This is a genomic window from Desulfotomaculum sp. 1211_IL3151, assembly GCF_036763075.1.
GTDB lineage: Bacteria > Bacillota > Desulfotomaculia > Desulfotomaculales > Desulfotomaculaceae > Desulfotomaculum.
In genome coordinates, this window is sequence record NZ_JBAIYV010000036.1 from 40,775 (window position 1) to 60,902 (window position 20,128).

The window sequence follows — 20,128 nt, forward strand, 5'->3', positions numbered from 1 at the left end:
ACCGCTAGGGATTATGTAGCCTATTGGTAACTTCCAACTGGAGTAATATTGCTGATATTCGGACCATCCATCCCATTGAGGCTGCCTGTATAATCCATACCGCCTGTCATCGTATTGAGATGATTACTATAGGCATTTTCCTGGTTTCCTATGTTTTCCACATTGGATATGTTTGGCATAGTAGACATGGGTGTATAAGTACGCATCATCGTTTCTGTTGTCATCTGCTTCATGGTGGGAACCTGGTAATAACCGTTCTGATTCATATACTGCCAAACCTCGTAAGCCATTTCCGAGCAGTTAATGGACCCTTGTTGGACCATTCTTCTTAGGGTAAGGTCCGCACATTCTAGGGAAGCCATTGATTTTAAAATCGCAGAGGATTTATGGTAGCCAAGCATACCACTGGCTATATCCCTGTTATCTAGCCTTTGCTGAGGAGAATTCGGGCTTTGTGCTTTTGGGTTGTCTAAACCGTAAATCGGCTGACTGTTGATGGGGGTGTCGTACGGTCTTATCTGAGTCATTCCCTTTTGCGTGAATGCATTAACCATATTATTGTATTCCTGAGTCAAAAAGTTTATTTGTTTGTCAATGATTAAAGATAAACTCTGATCTGTAATATAGGGTCTATAAAGTTCAAATTGATTGATACCATCGATGGTACCTGTAAGAACTTCGTGCAATTCCATTACTTCGTGCGCTCCATATTGGGCAGTCATATTTTAGCCTCCTTTTTATTTTTGTTACTATTTCACATTGGGATTTTTAATATTCTATATTTGGGTAATTGTTGCGAATTTTAAATAAAATATCCTTTATCAAAATTTCAGCCCTTTGGCCGGCACAAAAAGAAACCGCACTGTATGGGTATAATAGTCCCCTTACAGTGCGGTTTCCCTTTGTGCAACTGCTGCTAAAATTCCTTTTATAATTAAAGCAGGTGTAGGTGGGCAACCGGGCACATAGACGTCTACCGGCAGATGCCTTGCAACACCACCGCCAGCGGCGTAAGCTTCTTTAAATATGCCCCCGCCGCAGGCACAAGCCCCAACTGCCACAACTAAAGTAGGTTTAGGGCAGGCCTGATAGGTCTTTTGCAGTGCGATTTCAAGATTTCTGGTTACTGATCCGGTAACCAGCAACAGATCAGCATGGCGGGGTGATGCCACGAAATCCACTCCATACTGTTGTATATCATACACAGGGTTGGTGGTGGAATTAATTTCAAAATCACATCCATTACAGGCACCCGCATCAACATAGCGGATATGAAGGGATCTACGACAAATTTTTCTGATTTTGTTTCGTAAATCTTGCCCTAATTGCTCTTCTGAGGGGTTATGGGTAATAATGGGGATATCTGTCTCATCGATGGCACTTACAGGGCAAACCTGGCGACAGGCATGACAGAAAATACAAACTCTGGGGTCAACAAGCTTATTTGTCATCGCCCCAGTGGGACATATTTGTGTGCATCTATGGCAACCGGTTTGACAAACTTCTTGATTAATAATTGGCAGACCTCTCCCGCAGCCTTTATCCCGCGTATTTATATCTTCCGTAACGATCCGGGTATTCATTAAACCTTTTAGCAATTTTAGCATTATGGGTTCACCACCACTTTATCGATCTAAGCATGCATAACATAATTCAAAACTTTTATTAATTAAAGGAAAGTCAGGGATAATATTACCAGGTACACATAGGGGCAGAACCGGCCAATTGCAATGGGAGGCAGAACGAACCATATAACGGTAAATTGTATTGTTAGGCCCACTCATCACCCAATGCACATTGGCACCCCGGGCTGATTCGGTATAGCCGACGGACGTCCGGTACGGCGGTAAATAAGGAATTTCAACAACTACTTTGCCCTGTGGCATTTGCTTAATGGCCTGCTGCAAAATAGCAAAGGATTGCTGACATTCTTCAATCCGTTGCTTTAATCGACAATAAACATCTCCCCCCGTTTGGACCGGCACCCGAAAGTCTAATTTTCGATAGGCTCCATAGGGTAAATCCCTGCGCAAATCCTTGTCAACCCCCGAAGCCCTGGCTGCCGGACCAACCGCTCCCAGTGTTAATGCTGTTTCCGTGTCTAAAATTCCGGTTGTTTGAAGACGATCAAGTATTGACTGAGATGAAAGTATGGTAGCGGTAAGATTATTCAATTCTTGCTCCAGTTCGATTAATTCCAAACTAGTTTTTGGGGTAATCCTTAAATCTTTTCTTAAGCCACCTGGAATGACCATTCCCCTGAGATACCGGTGACCAGTTAGGCGCATATTTATTCTCATCAGCCGTTCCTTTAGAATAGCCCCACGGCTAATACCAAAGGAAAAGCCCACCCCGGCACAAATATTGCCAATATCCCCAATATGATTGTAAAGCCGTTCCAACTCCAACAGAATCGTCCGGCTATACAATGCCCTCTTAGGGGCATCTACTCCTGCCAAGGTTTCGATAGCTTGGGCATAGGCTACTACATGAGACGCGGAGCAAACACCACAAACCCTTTCTGCAACCAGTGTTGCATCATAATAGGACTTTCCTTCCGCTGCCTTTTCGATCCCCCGGTGAGTATAAAATAGTTGTGCTTGTAAATTTATTACGTCTTCACCGAAGGCAAAAAATCTAAAATGCCCCGGCTCAATAATCCCTGCATGAATGGGTCCTACTGGAACCTGATAAATCCCTTCTCCCTTGACAGAACAAAATTCCATTTCCCCCGCAACTCTCGGAACCTTTGTGTTTGAAATGAAATCCTTGCGCAAGGGGTAAACATTAGCCGGCCAGTCCGGATGAACAGCTAACCTACGCATATCCGGATGTCCCTCTGGGATAATGCCGAACAGGTCCTTCATTTCTCTTTCCAACCAGTGTGCTGCAGGCATAATGGGAGTAATGGATTGGTAGGTTGGGTTCTTAGCCTCCAACACGATCTTTATTTCAACGATGATCTTTTCAGCGGGAAGGGCAAAAACCGAATATACCGCAAAATTTCCAAAAAGCTTTCTTTTATCTGTGGCTGTCATCGTTAATAAAAAAGCCCCACGTTTTTTTAAAGTGGCTACCACTTCGGGAAATTTTTCCGCTGCTACACCCAGTTTAATCCTTTGGACCGCAAAATGTGAAGTTACCTTAATCAGATCATATTCCTGGTGATCGTTAATTACCTGCCAAAATGATTGACTATACACTTGGTATACCTCCATTGGACATAAAATTGACTACCCTGCCTAACCACTGTTGAACCACATCTGGCATATATATTCCTTGGATAAGCAACAAACAAATGGGTAACAGAACGAGTAAATGGCTTACCGAAAACTGCTCCCCCCTGGGAAAGCGAGTTGGCAGATTACTGAAATACATTTTACCTGCGAAATAAATTAACCCAGTAAAGACAACCGCTATAACCATTAGAAAAACTAAGCCCAATCCTGTACCAAGGGTTTGAAAAATCTGGGAGGCAACATTTAATTCGCTAAAAAACAACCCAAAAGGTGGTGCCCCTCCAATGGCAAACAGACCGGCCATAAAGATTGCTGAAGTAATGGGTAGTAGTTGACCAATTCCTTGCATTTTGGGAATTAACTTACTTTTATAATTTTGCGTCAACGTGCCCGCACTAAGAAATAAAACCGACTTGCCCAGAGCATGGTTAATTAGATGCAACACGGCACCCGTGTAGCCCAATACGCCGCCTATTCCTACACCTAGGATGATGATACCTACGTGTTCAACACTGGAATAGGCCAATAATCTTTTAATATCCTTTTGCACCAGGATAAAAGGCAAAGCACCAACCATTGACATCAAACCAAAAATGATTAACAGCTTTGCCGAGAAACCTTCACCCACAGCCATCGTCGTCAGCAGATGAAAACGAATAATGGCGTAGATCGCACAATTTAACAACACACCGGACAATAATGCACTTACCGGTGAAGGTGCCTGGCTATGGGCATCCGGAAGCCAGGTGTGTAATGGGAACAAACCTGCTTTGGTCCCATACCCCACCAGGATAAAAATAAAGGCTAATTTCATCAAAGAAGGATCTAATTGTGTCGCCACAGGATAAAGCTGTCGCCAACTAAGACTTAGTTCACTACTACCCAGTACCCCTCTGGCTGCATAAAAGGTTAGAATTATCCCAAGCATTGCAAAGGCAATGCCAACCGTGCAAATGATGATGTATTTCCAAGCTGCTTCTAAGGCGGCCTTATGGCCTTGAAAGGCAACCAATAGGGCAGAAACGATGGTCGTTCCCTCAATGGCCACCCACATAACCCCAAGGTTATCTGCAAGAACCGCCAGATACATGGTTGCTACGAAAAATTGCAGCAAACCCCAAAAAAGGCCCATGCGATCTTCTGTTATTGCACCGTTTTTTAAATCTTGACGCAGGTAAGCAACTCCATACAGGCAACAGGAAGTTCCCACCACCCCGATGATAAAAACAAGTACCGCAGACAGCTCATCAATAATTAATAACCTGTTAATATTTTCAACTGGGCCGCTCATGAAAAGTTTGATCGAACAATAAATTGCCGTAATTCCCGTCAGCACAGAACCAATCATATTGATTACTTCCGAGCACCTAGGTTTTATCGGTAGGCAACATAAAATACCAGTTATCATCGGAACGATGAGCAGAACATACAGCATTTTTTTACCCCTTCAGTTTATTTAAGAGTTTTGTATCGATGGAAGCAAAGGTTCCATTGATTTGATAAGTTATGATCGCCATTACCAAGGCCCCCACAAGGATATCAAAAAAAATACCCAATTCGATGATCAGGGGCATTCCTCCGGTAATCGCTAAGGCACAGAGGAACAGGCCATTCTCCATTGCTACAACCCCAATTAGTTGACTAATTACTAAGGGTCTGCTGATCATAAAAAAACAACCAAGCAAAATGCTCGATAAAGCTACCGAAAGCAGATGCCCCCCCACCTGTATATCCTTTAATAACACTGGAACGATATAACCGTAGGTCAGCCCAATTAACAAGATCCCTATTAATAGAGAGGAAACCACGCCTACTGAAAGTACAACTTCACGGTGTACCTTTACCTTATGCACCAGTTTGTAAAGTACCCCCGGGAGAATAATAACCTTGACTACGAAGGTTAGTCCGCCAACGATAACCATGTGCCAGTTTATCTCCCCGGTGGCTAACCCTAGGTAAAACGCCATCACGCAAAGGGCTAGGGCCTGGGCACAAAGCAAGGTAATATTATTGGTAATGCTTCTCCCAGCCAGCATTAATAATGAAACAATAAGAAAAAGAATGGCAAAAAAATCAAGCATTGACACACCCCCCTAGATTAAATATGTGCTTACGATTGCCAGTAGGCAAAAGGCCATACCCCCTGCCATGAGTTCCGGTAATTTAAACAACCTCATTTTTGCCAAAACACTTTCAACCATAGCCAGTACCAAACCTAGTCCTATGACTTTACCAACCATAAAAACCAATGCCAAATAAGCTGGGGTACCTGTGTTTTGAGGCCAGAACAGATGTACCAGGAGAATGAGTAAAATCACCTGTTTTATCATTGCCGCCAGATGCAGCAAGCCGACCTGTTTTCCTGCATATTCCAGTAACATTCCCTCATGTACCATCGTTAACTCCAAATGAGTATCCGGATTATCCACAGGTATGCGCCCGGTTTCAGCCACCGCTACAATCAGTAAACCGATGAACATCAGCAATCCCGCAGGCTGCTGTCCTGAACCCCTGATCCCGTTTAGATCAGTGGTTCCGGCAACCACTGCTAAACCAAATAACCCTGCCACCATAACCGGTTCCACGAGGGAGGTAATCATCATTTCACGGCTGGAACCCATACCCCCAAAGGCACTGGCTGGTTCCAAAGCTGCCAAGGCCAGAAAAAATCTGGCCAAGGCAAAAAGATAGATCAGTGCAATGATGTCACCCGTGCCTAGGCTTTCATGCTCCCATAGGGGAACAAGGCTCCCAGCCACTAGATAGGCACTAAGGCATATAATCGGTGTTAGCTGCGTTACCCAAGAAGTATGATCCGATACAACCGGTTCCCGCTGCAGAAACTTAATCATGTCAAAATAGGGTTGTAGCAGGGCTGGCCCCCTCCGGCACTGGGTAAAGGCTTTGATTTTTTTTATTATTCCATTGACTAAAGGGGCAATCAGTATTAAAAAACCAAATTGCCCCAGCGTAATTAATATTTTAACCGCCATCTTTTAACCACCTACCTAACCCAAACTAAAAGAACTACCAAAGTTAGAAAAACATAACTCAAATATAAATTAATGTTACCACTTTGAATACAACGCCATTTTTTTGAAGTAGTGATGGTTAACCTTCTTAAAGGACTATACAAACACTCCCTGATCATCGACTTGACATGTTCCTCAAAATAAATATTGTAACCAAAATAAGGCAATGCCTTGCCTCTTATTTTTATCTTTCGCCGTGGCTGCAGTAAGCCACGGTAAACACGTCTGATTGGTTGGGAGTAGGATGCTGCGGAATACTCCATCGTAGCATCCGTCTCAATACCACAGCCCCAGGTTTCAGACTTTCTTACCCGTTGCACACCGAACAATCTACTCAAACCTAACAACATGAGCACGGTGACGATCAGTACCAAGGCTAACGTAAAGTTATAGGTTGTGATCTCAGGTACTTGCGAACCAGGAACCAATTGACTGGCAACTCCTGTGAGGGCATTCATCGCCACTTGGGGGAAGATTCCCAGTACTAAACAGAATGCTGCCAGGGGAGCCATACTAAGCCTCATACTAAGTGGAACCTCTCTGGCCCTAGCGGATTTTTTTGTTCTAGGTAAGGCAAGAAAAGATATACCAAAGGCTTTAACAAAGCAAGCCGCAGCTAAGGCACCGGTTAGGGCTAGGGCAACACAGGCAAGGATACCGGCAATGCTCCAAAATCCTGACACATTAAGGTAAGAGATATTTAATAAGGATTGATAAATTTGATATTCACTGGCAAAACCGTTGAAGGGAGGAATAGCAGATATTGAAATTGCCCCGATTAAAAATAGCAGTGCCGTTTGTGGCATTCTTTTAATTAAGCCGCCTAATTTTTCAATATCCCTGGTGTGGGTGGCGTAATAAATGGAGCCAGTGGCAAGAAACAACAGACTCTTAAATATGGCATGATTAAATACGTGAAAAAGCCCCGCTGCCAAGGCAATGGCGGCAAGAACAGGCATTGACCAAGCATAAAGCACAAGACTTGTCCCGATACCCATCAAGATAATTCCTATATTTTCTACACTATGGAAGGCCAGCAGCCGTTTTAAGTCATGCTCCATCAGAGCATAAATCACACCAATAACTGCCGAGATAATTCCAATCGTTAAAACTAAACCGCCCCACCAAGCAGGTCCGGGACCTAGTATATCAATAATTACACGGATCATACCGTAAATAGCCATCTTAATCATTACTCCACTCATAACAGCAGAGACATTGCTGGGCGCAGCGGGGTGAGCCAAGGGCAACCATACATTAAGGGGGACTACTCCCGCTTTGGTACCAAAACCAACCAGTGCCAAAAGAAAGACGATGCTTTTATCGATCGTACTCAGACTGGCACTATTGCTTGCCAGCGTTTCGTAACCCCAACCGCCAAATCCCTTGGCCATGACTAAAAAGGCACCTATAATAAAAACCGTACCCAGGTGGGTCATGGCGATGTAAATAAAACCCGCTTTACGAACCTGTTGCGAACGATACTCAAAGGTAACTAAAAAATAAGAGGCTAACGTCATTACCTCCCAGAAAACAAGAAAAACGATGGCATTGTTCACCGTCACTACCAGGATCATGGATAGTATAAAAATGTTATAACAGAAATTCCACCAAGTGATATTCTCATGACGGTAGATTTTCATATAACCCAAAGAATAAAAACCAACTAGGAAAGTTACAAGACAGATGGTGGTTAAAAAGAAACCACTTAAGCGATCAATTTGAACCGTAAGCTCTACCCCGGGTAAAACTTGGCCAAAGCTTACTTTAACTGCTTCCATGCTAAAGAGAGCTTCAATCCCTAAACCTAACCCCAACAAACTAGCAATAACCCCAGTGATACATCCTGTAACAAGGGATAACCTTACATTACCTTTATATAAAAATGGTAGCAACGCTCCAATTAGGTAAAGCAACATCATTATAACCATTAAATTCCCTTGTATGTCACTGAACATGATAAGGCCTCCCATTAAAGTTGAAAAATACAAGCAAAGCAATCAACACCATCATCATACACCTAATATTTATAATAAACAACAATGCTCCAACACTTATTAGCCAACATTAATCAATGATATCGAAACTTTTATGTCAATATATGTAGCGACAATTTTACACCTTAAAATCATTTAATTGTATATAAACTATGCATGTTATAGCAACTTAACCATAATGACAAATACATAGTGACAAATACAGCCTTGCAAAAAACAATAAAATTCCCCGCAAAGAATTATCACAAATTAAAAACCCCTTGGCAGACAGAAAGCCAAGGGGTTTGTTGCGCTAGGCCACATCAGGTTGAGGCTTAGGTGTTCTTAAATATTTTATCCCGGTGCGAATCATCACAATGGCAAAGATAATGCGTAAAGCCACCTCCGGTAGGATATGGGCCAGGGACCCACCGAGATATGTGCCAATAAGAATACCTGGCACCAATCCTGATAGGATACTGGTACTAACATTCCCTAACCGCCAATGGGTATAAGCCCCAACTGCTCCCACAGGGACCATGGCCAAAAGGGAACAGCCCTGGGCCATGTACTGAGTGAAACCAAGCAATAACACCATTGAAGGCACCATGATGGTACCCCCACCCACCCCCATCATGCCGGAGAGGAAACCGGTAAAACACCCTGTCATGAGCAAGATCGCTATTTTTACCCATTCCGCTGTAGTGGCTGAGAGATGAGGCAGGTAAGGCTTGATCAGTAACATTATGGTGACAAAAACCAAAAACCCGCCAAAGGCTTTCTTCAGCTTCCATTCAGGCAGAGCATTGGCATAACGCGCCCCTGCCCTGGCAGTAAAGACAGCAGTGGAAGCCAAAAGCACGGCCGCCATGATATCAACTGAGCCATTTAAACCATAGGTGACGGCACCTGCCAGCCCTGTGAAAATCAATGCCACAAGACTGGTACCATGGGCCATATGCTGATTCATTTTTAGGACCCCCACCATCAGTGGAATCATAATCACGCCGCCGCCCAGCCCAACCAGTCCGCCAAAAAAACCCGCTGCCAAACCAATCAGTATATTCGTTGTCATTGCATTACCTCCGGTACTAATCATTCGCCGTCAGCCAAAGATAATCTTGGTTTTAGGCTATTTATAATTTTTACTACTCTGGCACAACCTATCACACTAGACTTTACTTCTAATTGCAATTTCACTAAAATAAGCTCGTCTGGAATTATCAATATGTTCCCTGGCAACCCTTTCCGCCAAGGCACCGTCCCGCATTGTTATGGCTTCTACTAATTGTCTGTGTTCCCGGGTGGCCTCCTCCATGCGCCCGGGATGACAGTAGCCAACCCTTGCATATCGGGTGATATGGTCCACCAGGGTAGTAATCATTCCATAGAGGCGCATACTACCCGCTACCTGGTAAATTAAATCGTTATATTCCTGATGAACCTTTTCCAGGCGATCGAAGTCCCTCTCCTTTGCCAGTTCCTCAATTGTCTCCACCAAATTTGTTAATTGCTGCCGTTGTGTCGGGTTTATTTTTTCCGCCGCCATTCGTGCAGCTAATCCTTCTAAGACTGCCCTTATTCTATAAATATCCACTACTTCATCGTCGGTAACCTGGGCCACCACAGAACCTACCCTCGGTAGATGAACCACCAAGCCCTCTAACTGCAACATCCGAATGGCTTCCCTCACGGGTGTTCTGCTTACGCCAAGTTGTTCGGCCAGTTTGCGCTCTACCAAACGTTCCCCTGGTTTCAGTGAACCCTTCAGCATAGCCTGACGAAGCTGCTCGTAGACCTTATCCCTAATCTGAGGGTAAGCCTCACTTGCCACCGGTTGCAAAGGATGATCTCTTAGAATAAGTACCCCTCCTTTCCCATATTGGTATACTGGTATACCATATTCAATTAAAAAAAATATATTCCTGCTTCAAATTGACATATTTACCCTTGTAAGCCATTCACTGTTAGCCTTTCGCCAACCAAGCCTAAGGCAACTCCTGAACAAATCATGGATAAAGAGCCAAAGGCTGATGGCTTAATCTTATATTTTATAATTTCCCATTACTTGCTTCTTAACCATCCTGGCAGTTGCCACTCTACCACTTGATCGGTCTGCCTCGTCTTGGGCACATCAATCAGCCTCTGGTTAGCAGAACCCCGGAAGACCAAGTCCAAATCCTTTTGTTCCTGAACAAAGGGGCCATCCACCAGCACATCCACTTGCTCAAACACCGGCAGAGCCTTTACCTCCTCGTAGCGGTAGCCTGTATAAACCCAGATATCCAGTCTAGGAAAGTACCCCTTTAGTTCTTTAACCAAACAAGCTAAGGCTTCCGGCTGCAGCAGCGGGTCACCACCACTGAAGGTAACACCCTGGGTCAAAGGGGAAATCATAGTCTTTATTTCTTCCACAGCCTCTTCGATGGTTACTTCCCTGCCACCTTCGGGCTTTAGAAGTTCTTCATTATGACAACCCGCACAGTAACGCGGACAGCCTTGCAGAAAGACCACCGTTCTCAACCCAGGACCATCCACCACGCTATTGGCAGTAATCCCACCCAGACGCAGTTTTATACTCATTTTTCCACCACCTGTAGTACAAAAATAATTTCGTAAACCTTTGATTGAAACATAAACCCACCCAATTTGCAAGGTGCTATCGATACCCCGACATGCCCTTGCGGATAATCGGTATTTGTGTCATAGGGACGGTTCCTTGACAAATCCACACGCTGTCAAAAGAACCGTCCCCATAGCACTTGAATTTATCTAACCCCTGGGATCAAAGCCCCCGTGGGTTGTTCTGTCATTTAGTTCCGCCACCTTGGCATCATTGAACCGATCAACGGTGCTCAGATATCCCGTGATACGGCGAACCCGACGGATATTCGGTGAGTCACAGCGTGGGCAATGATCCTCGTTAATAATTCCGGTTACACTGCAGGAAGTGCAGTAATCCACCGGGAAGTTAATGGCTGCATAGCCCATGTCGCTGGCTTTCATATGCTTAATGATGGCCTCCACAGCCTGTGGGTTATGCTGCGGTGGTGAAGCCATTTCAATGTAGCTGATGTGGCCGGCATTGCAATATTTGTGATAAGGACCTTCCAAGGAAATCTTTTCAAAGATACCAATGGGGTGACCCACGGGAAGATGGAAGGAATTTGTATAATAATCTTTATCTGTTACACCGGGAATAATACCAAACTCCTTGCGATCCAGTTTGGCAAATCTACCGGAGACACTTTCCGCCGGAGTAGCCAGCAGGGTATAGTTCAAATCATACTTCTCAGAAGCTTCATCAACCTTCTGCCGCAGGTAGGAGATTATTTCTAAGCCCAAAGCCTGGGATTCTTCGCTTTGTCCATGATGCTTCCCTGTTAGGGCTACCAACGCCTCTGCTAAACCAATGAAACCGGGTGACAACGTGCCATGCTTAATGACCTCATCAAGGGTATCGCAGGGATTTAGGCCCTGGGAGCCCAGGTATAGCCCCTGACCCATTACAAAGGGCATATCCTTGACCTTTAGCTTCGCCTGCACGGTAAAACGATGATACAGTTGACGGAAGCTTAAATCTAAGGTTTCGTCCAGCATTCTATAAAATCTTTCCAGGTTGCGTTCTGCCTTGATGGCTATACGGGGCAGGTTAAGCGTCGTAAAGGATAGGTTCCCCCTGCCATCCGTGACCGCTGGGCCCTTACGATTGGCCATGACCCTGGTCCGACAACCCATATAACCCACCTGATCACCATACTCCTTGTTAAAGGAGGAATCCATAAAACTGAAAGTGGGATTCAAGCGTTTGGATGATACCCGAATAGCTAACTGGAATAAATCGTAATTGGGATCACCTGGGTTTAAGTTAATGCCTTCCTGCAATTTAAAGATGATGTTCGGAAAAATTGGATTTTCACCCCGGCCTAAACCAGCCTCATAGGCCAACAGGATGTTTTTCGTTACCCTGCGGGCCTCTTCGGAGGTTTCCGTCCCCAGGTTAAGGCTGGAAAAGGGTACCTGGGCACCGGCCCGACTGTGCATGCTGTTCAGATTATAGATCAATGCTTCCATCGCCTGATAGGTCTCTTCATCGGAGGCATTTTCCACAAAGGGAGCAATATCCCGGTCAAAGAAGGCAAAGGATTGGCCACCATGCATATCATTTTGGGAACTCTGCAAAATAATAGCGGCTAGAGCAGTGGCTGAGGTGGGCCGCTTCGGCGGCCGGATATAGCCGTGTCCGGTATTAAAACCTTCCTTGAGCAGTCTGCCTAAGGGGATTTGGATACAAGTGAGGGTTTTTCCATAAAAATCCAAATCGTGAATATGTAAATCCCCTCGGGCGTGGGCCTGGGACATTTCTTCGGGGATTAATCTTGTTAGATAATATTTTTTACTGGCGGCACTGGCGATTTGCAGCATCTTAGCGGAGGGGGAATTCGATACATTGGCATTTTCCCTGTTGGTTTCCCCTAGGATTTCCTCCACTGCATCCATTAAATCACTTCTCGCGTCCCGCAGACGTGTTCTTTTATGACGGTAGAGGATATAGGCCTTGGCCGTGCGGGCATGACCAGACTCAATGAGCACCTTTTCCACCATATCCTGTACTTCTTCAACGCCAAAAACATTGCCATTGTATTTTTTCTTCAGCATTTTTAAGACTTCAAGGGTAAGTTCCATGGCTGTTTGACGGTCCTCCCCGCCAACTGCCTTAGCCGCCCTAAAAATTGCCTCAGTAATTTTAGTTTCGTTAAATATAACCTCACGGCCGTCCCTTTTCTTAATCTTTGTAAACATCTATTGGGCCCCCTTTTTATCTTCCTTACTTTTCAACAACTTCTCTACTTCATGAAGAAAACTGTAAATATCACCAAACTGTCGATAAACCGAAGCAAAGCGAATATATGCCACCTGGTCTAATTCCAGTAAACTGCTCATCACTAATTCACCCACAGCATGGCTCGGAATCTCCAACTCTCCCTGGCTTCGCAATTCCCTTTCAATATGATGGACGGTATCCTCAATTTTCTGGACTGGCACAGATCTTTTCTCACAGGCCTTCATAAATCCTGCCAGTAATTTGGTTCGATCAAAAACCTCCCGTCGTCCATCCTTCTTCACCACAACCAGTGGGCGTTCATCCACCCTCTCATAGGTGGTAAACCTTTTGCCACATTCACCACATTCCCTGCGGCGGCGGATGCTATTACCTTCGTCGGCTGGCCTGGAATCCAGAACCCGGCTTTCCGGAAAATTGCAGAAGGGACAGTTCATTTCGTCACCCCTTAGACATTGGTTCTTCCACCAAATTCACCCCGACATACAGGATGTTGTGGTGAAAACAATTATAAAATACCATATGTTGAGAGTCAATTTCCATTTATCTGTTATAATGACTATCCACACGGAAAGATTTGTCCATAACTTTCTTTTTCTCCGATTTCTGTATGGATAGGAAAATTTTTATCTTAGACTGGCTGCTTGGGTTGGGAGATACTATTAAAAATTCAAAAATAGCTAAAAAAATATTAAAGGAAGACACTAAATGACACAAATATTGTTAGAAAAACCAACTGACCGTCACATTTTTATTCCAAAAAGAGTTTTTATTGAGCCGGCCGCCCTGACGTATCAATTAGGCCAACGCCTGATGGAGCAATTTAGGTCTGAGGGTATCCCCATAACTACAACTGGTTCTCACAATCGTGTAACAGGTATACCGGGCAAGACACCCCAGGAGGCCTATCTAGAATCAAAACGAACCCTGGTGCTGGGTGTACGAAAAGGCAGGGAATTTCAAACCTGCAAGCCCTCTGCCCATTATCAGCTTCCCCTGGTAACCAGTTGTCCTGGTAAATGTGAATATTGTTATCTCTTAACAAATCTCGGGCAGAAGCCATATATCCGGGCATACGTTAACATCGAAGAAATATTGCAACGGGCCAAGGACTATATTGACCAGTATCTACCCCGGGAAACGATTTTTGAAGGGGCAGCAACATCGGATCCCATCCCTGTGGAAAGATATACAGGCGCACTAAAACAAGCCATTGAATTCTTTGGCAAACAAGAGCAGGGTCGTTTTCGTTTTGTAACGAAATTTGTGGATGTAGATTCTTTGTTGGATGCCAAACATAATGGACATACCCGCTTTCGGTTCAGCCTTAATGCAGCTTATGTCATTAAGCAATTTGAGCATCATACCCCCACCATGTTCGAGCGTGTTGAGGCCGCCGGGAAGGCAGCTCAGGCTGGTTATCCACTGGGCTTTCTAGTAGCACCCATTGTCCTTTATGAAGGCTGGCAGCAGGGATATCTGGAGCTTTTTGAGGAACTAAACAGCGTGTTGGGTCCCCTGTCCCGCCGGGATCTAACCTTTGAGTTTATTACCCACCGCTTCACCCAACGGGCCAAAAGCAATATTGAAAATATCTTTCCAAAATCTCAACTGGATATGAACGAAGAAACAAGGCAATTTAAATATGGCCAATTCGGCTATGGCAAGTATGTTTATCCCAAAGAGAACCTGGCAGAGGTTAAAGAATTTATGCAGGGTATGGTGGATCGATACTTTCCTTCTGCTAAGGTAGAGTATTTAGTATAAAGATAAAAGGAGGTAACTTCTGTATGAAATGTCCCAATGAATCCCAATGCCTTATCTGTGTGGGTACCACCTGTATCTACGGTGATTGTCAAGACGCACACAAACCCTGTACGGAACAGAAGCTACGTTTTGAGTACGAAAATAAAACAGACAAATCGTGATAACGGGGTCCGGCCTGCAAGGATTGCAAGCCGGACCCCGTTGGTACTTTGGTGCTTATTTTATGGCTTCCGCCAATAGCTCTGCCGTGTGTTTTACCTGGATATTGCTAGACTTTGCATCTAAGCCGCCGGCAATTTGCATTTTACAGCCGGGGCAGTCTAGGGCCAGTACTTCTGCAGCGGTGGCAGTGGTATTGTTAATCTTCTTCTCTAGGATGGCCTTGGATATTTCGGGCATTTTTACTGAGTAAGAACCACCGAAGCCACAGCAATCATCGCAGCCCTTCATTTCTATTAATTCAACTCCCGCTTTGTTCAGCAGTGCGCGGGGTTCTTGCCATACCTTTAAGGACCGTTTCATGTGGCAGGAATCATGGTAGGTTACCTTGGTGCCAAGTTTATTAAATTGCAAATCCTGACCGTGATTGGCCACAAAGGATGAGAAGTCGATCACTTTAGCGGCAAATTTCTCAGCCCTGGCTTGCCAATTTGGATCACCTTTTAACTGATCAACAAAGTGATGTTTTAATACCTCAACGCAAGTGGGGCAAAGAGAAACAATATAGTCTAAACCTTCTTTTTCAAAGGCTTCAATGTTTTGTTTAGCCAATGTCAAAGCTACCTCCGGTGCCCCCATCTGGGTTGCGGGGATACCGCAGCAGGTTTGCTCCATGGGGAAGACAACCTCCATACCCATTTTATTGAGAACCTTATAGGCAGCCTCACCCTGCTCAGGATATACAAAGTCACCCAGGCAGCCAGCATAATACCCAACCTTGGCCTTAGGCTTACCCGTGGGAACTGAGCGGCTAATCCTATCTCTGAGTGGTGTGGCAGCAACAGCCGGTAAACTGCGCCCCTCCGTTAAGCCAGAGAAGAAAAGCGGCAGGTGACGAATCACATTTCCTTTGACAAAGGGTTTCTGGGCTAAAGAAGCCGTTCGAATTAAAGAGTGAAACAATTTACGATTGGTCAATACCTTCTCTAAAATGAGTTTTTGACCCATGGGCAAACCTTCTTTTTTCACGGTACGTCGTCGTAGTTCGGCAATCAATGCCGGAATGTCAATTTTACCAGGACAAAAAGCCTTGCAGCGTTCACAGCGCAGGCAAAGGTTCTGCAGTTCCCCGGCCTTTTCAAAGCTGTTTAAAAAGGCAGTCAAAATCGTGCCAATACCACCTGTGTAAACGTCACCGTAGACGTGACCGCCAACCTGCTGGAAGACAGGGCAAACATTCAAGCAGGAGGCACAGCGAATACACTGTAAAGCTTGCTTAAACATAGGGTCATTGCGCATTTCGGTACGACCGTTATCCATCAAGACAATATGCATTTCCTTCTGCTCGATTAAATTGCCAGCCCGATCAATGGCTGCTGCGGGACCCGTCATCATGGTTACATAAGTGGTCAGTTTTTGAGCGGTGGCACTGCGAGGCAATGCCTCTAAAATGGGACCTACATCTTCAAACTTTTCTACCAGTTTTTCTAGGCCCACCAGTACCACATGGACAGGCGGCACGGTTGTTGTTAAGCGGCCATTCCCTTCGTTGGTACACATAACCAGGGTACCTGTTTCGGCAACGGCAATGTTGGCTCCGGAAATACCCAGGTCCGCTTTGAGGAACTTGTCGCGCAGGTTTTCCCTGGCCACTTTAACCAATTTAGCAATGTCCGGTTCTAAATTCTGGTTGGTTTCTTTGGCAAAGATATCTGCCACTTCGCCGCGGGTCATATGGATTGCTGGCATGACCATATGGGAAGGACGCTGGCCACAAAGTTGAATAATCCATTCACCCAGATCCGTTTCAGTAACTTCCGCCACATCCGTATTTTTTAGTAGGTAATCATTTAGGTGAATTTCTTCGGAAGCCATTGATTTGGACTTAATAATGGTTTCTACTTGATGTTTTTTGACAACTTGGGCAATGTATTCCTTTGCTTCATCACCCGTTTTGGCCCGAAATACAATGGCGCCATTTTTTTCAGCCTGGGCAATAAATTTTTCTGCCAATCGGTCCATATTTTCAGCAGCATTGCGTTTGCAATTGCTTATTTTTTGACGTAATTCTTCAAAATCCTTACCTTCATAGGCCTTTTCCCTGGCTGGTATATATGCCTCACCAAAGCGACCAAGGGCACCAGTCAGGTTATCATTATTAAGTGCTGATTGTATGTCTTTTTTTAAATTTCCTGTCGACACTTTTAAAGCCCCCTTAGTCAATAAATACAATAATTAATCGGCCTGGCCCGTGCACACCAATGGTCAATACACGTTCAATATCAGAGGTACGGCTTGGGCCACTGACAAAGGTTAAATAACGAGGCAGTTCTCCCAAGTTCTTGTTATAGGTGGCGATGGTTGCTACTAGATTGGGTAAAAGATTAGCTGTAGGTACCAACGCCATGTGAACAGGCGGCAAAATAGATACCATTCTACTCTCGATGCCAGTGGCATTGCCTGCCAAAGCCCCTATCTCTGCCACTGCATAGTCCAACTGGGAAATACCTAATCCTGCATCAGCCGCATTTTGACGTAAATTCTCAGAGGTCATAACAGCACCCGTGGTGGTGCCAATCTCTTGCATATTAACAGCGTTCACTAATTCTGACGGGGCGTAGACAGCTTTAGCTACGTTCAGATCATTTATTAACTTACTGATTAGTTGTTGAGCCTCTGCTGTGTTCGAAACCCGATAAACCTCAGCAGCTAATGCCTCTGCCTTTTCTTTAAATTCTTTGTATAAGGCATCGTAAGACGTTTTGGCGTTCATAATTACACCTCTTAAAATGTTTTGTGGTAATTTGGCATGATGGTCTGACCATTTAAACTAAAAAACCATAAGCTATACTAAAACAAATACTCCGTCCTTCTCGTTTTTAAATTTTTTAACTATACTGAAAGTATATTAGAATTTTTAATAAAAAGCAATCCTTTTATAGACAAGTCACCTTCTTCTGACAATTTAATTTTTAAGCTTGCTTCTTTCCTAGTAACGATAGGAATCTTCCCGATTGGTTTGATAGGGTGATACTTCAACCAAAATAATATCAACGCCAATTTTTTTTATTTTATCCCAAGGCACGATTAATTCATCCTCACGACCAAAAAGCCCTAAGAATCGACCTTGTCCTGGTAAAATAATGGCGGCAATACGACCCGCATCCAAATCAATATCAAAATCTTTAATTAAACCTAGTCTTCTGCCATCGACTACATTGACAACTTCTCTTACCCGCAGGTCAGAAATCTTAATCACCCCTGCCACCTCCTATCCTATTATTAATCTATATGCAAGGTTCATTGACTTCTGCACAAAAAAAGAGCCTCTCCGGCTCTTTTTTTGTGATCAGCTGATTTGTAATTAAACAAATTTTTTCATGTGATTTAAGGCTGCTTTCTCTAAACGTGATACTTGGGCTTGGGAAATGCCAATCTCTTCGGCAACTTCCATTTGGGTCTTACCTTCGAAGAATCTCAGGGTTAAAATATGCTTTTCCCGATCACTTAATCTTCTTAAGGCGTCTCGTATGGATATTTCTTCAAGCCAGCTCAAATCAAGGCTCTTTTCATCACTGATTTGATCCATGACAAAGATCGGGTCCCCACCATCATGGTATATGGGTTCAAATAATGATATGGGTTCTTGAATGGCGTCTAAGGCAAAAACAATATCCTCCCGGGGCATTTTTAATTCACCGGCAATTTCATTGATAGAAGGTTCCCTGGAATACTTATTAACCAGGCTATCTCTTACCTGCAACGCCTTATAAGCAACATCCCTGAGGGAACGACTTACCCGAATGGGATTATTATCCCTGAGATACCTTCTAATTTCCCCAATAATCATGGGCACCGCATAGGTGGAAAATTTAACATTTTGACCCAAATCAAAATTGTCAATGGCTTTCATTAGACCGATACAGCCGACCTGAAATAAATCATCCACGTATTCACCACGATTGGTAAATCGTTGAATAACACTTAATACCAACCTGAGATTGCCATTAATCAACTGGCTTCTGGCATCTTTATTTCCTTGCTGCATTGCTTCAAACAAAGTTCTCATCTCAGTGTTTTTGAGCACGGGTAATTTAGATGTGTTAACGCCACAGATCTCGACTTTGTTGACCAGCATTTATCGGCCCCCCAACGTTGTTTCGAATACCAGCAGTACCAGTGGTAATGGATTTTGTTGTCCTTACAGGTTAATTATTACCTTGGCAAATTTCTTATATACATGATCAAACACCACAGAAAAGCCCCAAAAACCACCTTTAATGTGTGTTTTTGAGGCTTTTTCTCAATATTCCTATCCTTTAAAATTTTTATTCCATACGATGAATTTCTTTTTTAAACGTTTTATAACCTTTTTTCCAACCGTGAAATATAGGATTGGGAAAAGGCAATCCAAACCATAACCACGGCCATCATTAATTTGACCCCAAGGCTTTAACATTTCTATTGCCAATTTCTTTGTATTTAATACTCGTCATTAGAATACAGATCTAAGGAAGCTAAATAATCAATAAATAAAAGAGTTTGGTTATCATAGTCATATTGGCTGACACCTTGTTCAATGCGTAATTCCAACATCAATTTACCACTGTTAGAATGGATAAACCCTGTTTTTGTTTCTAATACAACAAAAATAAGGTCGTTTTCAATGAAATGTGCATAGTCGTACTGGTAATATGAATTGCTTTTAGGATTATTTACAATTTTATATGCGACAAAATTCAAATCATCAGTAGTCAGCTTTGATTCATTTAGTACAGAATCTGACTGCTTGGTTAGATTTCTAATCTTCTCAGCCGTATCTGTATGAACCCCTCCTTGTTTGTCAGCCCTAGCCCTTGATAATTTAAAGGTCATTTTAAGAGGATGGAGGTTTGTATTTTCCCCTAAACAAATATTAAGTCTTTCATTTCGTAAACAATGAATAACATTAAATATCATATGTTGCATATAGGATTTCGGAAGCTTGCTGCTAGAATAAAAATAGGACAACCAAAATAGAGATTTTTCCTAGCTTAGTGTAAAATTAAAACTAACTAGGAGGAACTGTTTAATGGGAAAGCATAAGAAACAATACAGTGCTGAATTCAAGCA

At 43.7% G+C, this 20,128-nt stretch carries 18 protein-coding genes; 1 reads left to right on the forward strand and 17 read right to left on the reverse strand.

The features are described from left to right. Positions 1-20: 20 nt before the first annotated feature. From V6C11_RS09740 to nrdR, 12 genes are all read right to left on the reverse strand, one after another. Positions 21-722: a spore coat protein gene (locus tag V6C11_RS09740; RefSeq protein WP_333530966.1), complete on the reverse strand. Its 702-nt coding sequence runs from the start codon at positions 720-722 to the stop codon at positions 21-23. 162 nt (positions 723-884) lie between these two features. Continuing rightward, entirely contained in the window at positions 885-1,607 is a 723-nt protein-coding gene (gene nuoB / locus V6C11_RS09745) for an NADH-quinone oxidoreductase subunit NuoB (protein ID WP_333530967.1), read from the reverse strand. An 18-nt stretch (positions 1,608-1,625) separates the two neighbouring features. Further along, positions 1,626-3,203: a hydrogenase large subunit gene (locus tag V6C11_RS09750; RefSeq protein ID WP_333530968.1), complete on the reverse strand. Its 1,578-nt coding sequence runs from the start codon at positions 3,201-3,203 to the stop codon at positions 1,626-1,628. Further along, positions 3,196-4,587: a proton-conducting transporter transmembrane domain-containing protein gene (locus V6C11_RS09755; RefSeq protein WP_333530969.1), complete on the reverse strand. Its 1,392-nt coding sequence runs from the start codon at positions 4,585-4,587 to the stop codon at positions 3,196-3,198. The genes V6C11_RS09750 and V6C11_RS09755 overlap by 8 nt, the downstream gene beginning before the upstream one ends. A 91-nt stretch (positions 4,588-4,678) precedes the next feature. Further along, on the reverse strand, positions 4,679-5,320 hold the full coding sequence (locus V6C11_RS09760; RefSeq protein WP_333530970.1) for a hypothetical protein: 642 nt from the start codon (positions 5,318-5,320) through the stop codon (positions 4,679-4,681). Between the two features lie 12 nt (positions 5,321-5,332). Continuing rightward, positions 5,333-6,232, reverse strand: coding sequence for a respiratory chain complex I subunit 1 family protein (locus V6C11_RS09765; protein ID WP_333530971.1), 900 nt, complete (start codon positions 6,230-6,232; stop codon positions 5,333-5,335). 11 nt (positions 6,233-6,243) lie between these two features. Beyond that, positions 6,244-8,229: a hydrogenase 4 subunit B gene (gene hyfB / locus V6C11_RS09770; RefSeq protein ID WP_333530972.1), complete on the reverse strand. Its 1,986-nt coding sequence runs from the start codon at positions 8,227-8,229 to the stop codon at positions 6,244-6,246. Between the two features lie 331 nt (positions 8,230-8,560). Then, the gene (locus V6C11_RS09775; protein ID WP_333530973.1) at positions 8,561-9,322 is read right to left on the reverse strand and encodes a sulfite exporter TauE/SafE family protein; all 762 of its coding nucleotides are present in this window, start codon (positions 9,320-9,322) and stop codon (positions 8,561-8,563) included. A 96-nt stretch (positions 9,323-9,418) separates the two neighbouring features. Next, on the reverse strand, positions 9,419-10,081 hold the full coding sequence (locus tag V6C11_RS09780) for a GntR family transcriptional regulator (RefSeq protein WP_442886062.1): 663 nt from the start codon (positions 10,079-10,081) through the stop codon (positions 9,419-9,421). A gap of 230 nt (positions 10,082-10,311) precedes the next feature. Continuing rightward, positions 10,312-10,830 (reverse strand): anaerobic ribonucleoside-triphosphate reductase activating protein, encoded by a 519-nt coding sequence (nrdG, locus tag V6C11_RS09785; protein WP_333530974.1) that lies wholly within the window; start codon positions 10,828-10,830, stop codon positions 10,312-10,314. A 189-nt stretch (positions 10,831-11,019) separates the two neighbouring features. Next, positions 11,020-13,050, reverse strand: coding sequence for an anaerobic ribonucleoside-triphosphate reductase (gene nrdD / locus V6C11_RS09790; protein ID WP_333530975.1), 2,031 nt, complete (start codon positions 13,048-13,050; stop codon positions 11,020-11,022). Then, complete coding sequence (gene nrdR, locus V6C11_RS09795; protein WP_333530976.1) at positions 13,051-13,527, reverse strand: transcriptional regulator NrdR; 477 nt, start codon at positions 13,525-13,527, stop codon at positions 13,051-13,053. 271 nt (positions 13,528-13,798) lie between these two features. On the opposite strand from nrdR, the gene splB reads away from it, so the two are divergent. After that, positions 13,799-14,857, forward strand: a complete 1,059-nt coding sequence (gene splB, locus V6C11_RS09800) for a spore photoproduct lyase (protein ID WP_333530977.1) — start codon at positions 13,799-13,801, stop codon at positions 14,855-14,857. A 216-nt stretch (positions 14,858-15,073) separates the two neighbouring features. Here splB and ldhH read toward each other — a convergent pair whose 3' ends face one another. The 5 genes from ldhH to V6C11_RS09825 all read right to left on the reverse strand — a co-directional run bounded on the left by ldhH (position 15,074) and on the right by V6C11_RS09825 (position 19,984). Continuing rightward, entirely contained in the window at positions 15,074-17,218 is a 2,145-nt protein-coding gene (ldhH, locus tag V6C11_RS09805; protein ID WP_333530978.1) for an L-lactate dehydrogenase (quinone) large subunit LdhH, read from the reverse strand. A 13-nt stretch (positions 17,219-17,231) separates the two neighbouring features. Beyond that, positions 17,232-17,789 (reverse strand): LutC/YkgG family protein, encoded by a 558-nt coding sequence (locus V6C11_RS09810; protein WP_333530979.1) that lies wholly within the window; start codon positions 17,787-17,789, stop codon positions 17,232-17,234. Between the two features lie 216 nt (positions 17,790-18,005). Then, complete coding sequence (locus V6C11_RS09815) at positions 18,006-18,275, reverse strand: YlmC/YmxH family sporulation protein (protein WP_333530980.1); 270 nt, start codon at positions 18,273-18,275, stop codon at positions 18,006-18,008. A 105-nt stretch (positions 18,276-18,380) separates the two neighbouring features. Further along, a complete protein-coding gene (gene sigG / locus V6C11_RS09820) occupies positions 18,381-19,154 on the reverse strand; it encodes an RNA polymerase sporulation sigma factor SigG (protein ID WP_333530981.1) in 774 nt (257 codons plus the stop codon). A 344-nt stretch (positions 19,155-19,498) separates the two neighbouring features. Then, positions 19,499-19,984 (reverse strand): hypothetical protein, encoded by a 486-nt coding sequence (locus tag V6C11_RS09825; protein ID WP_333530983.1) that lies wholly within the window; start codon positions 19,982-19,984, stop codon positions 19,499-19,501. Positions 19,985-20,128 lie beyond the last annotated feature (144 nt).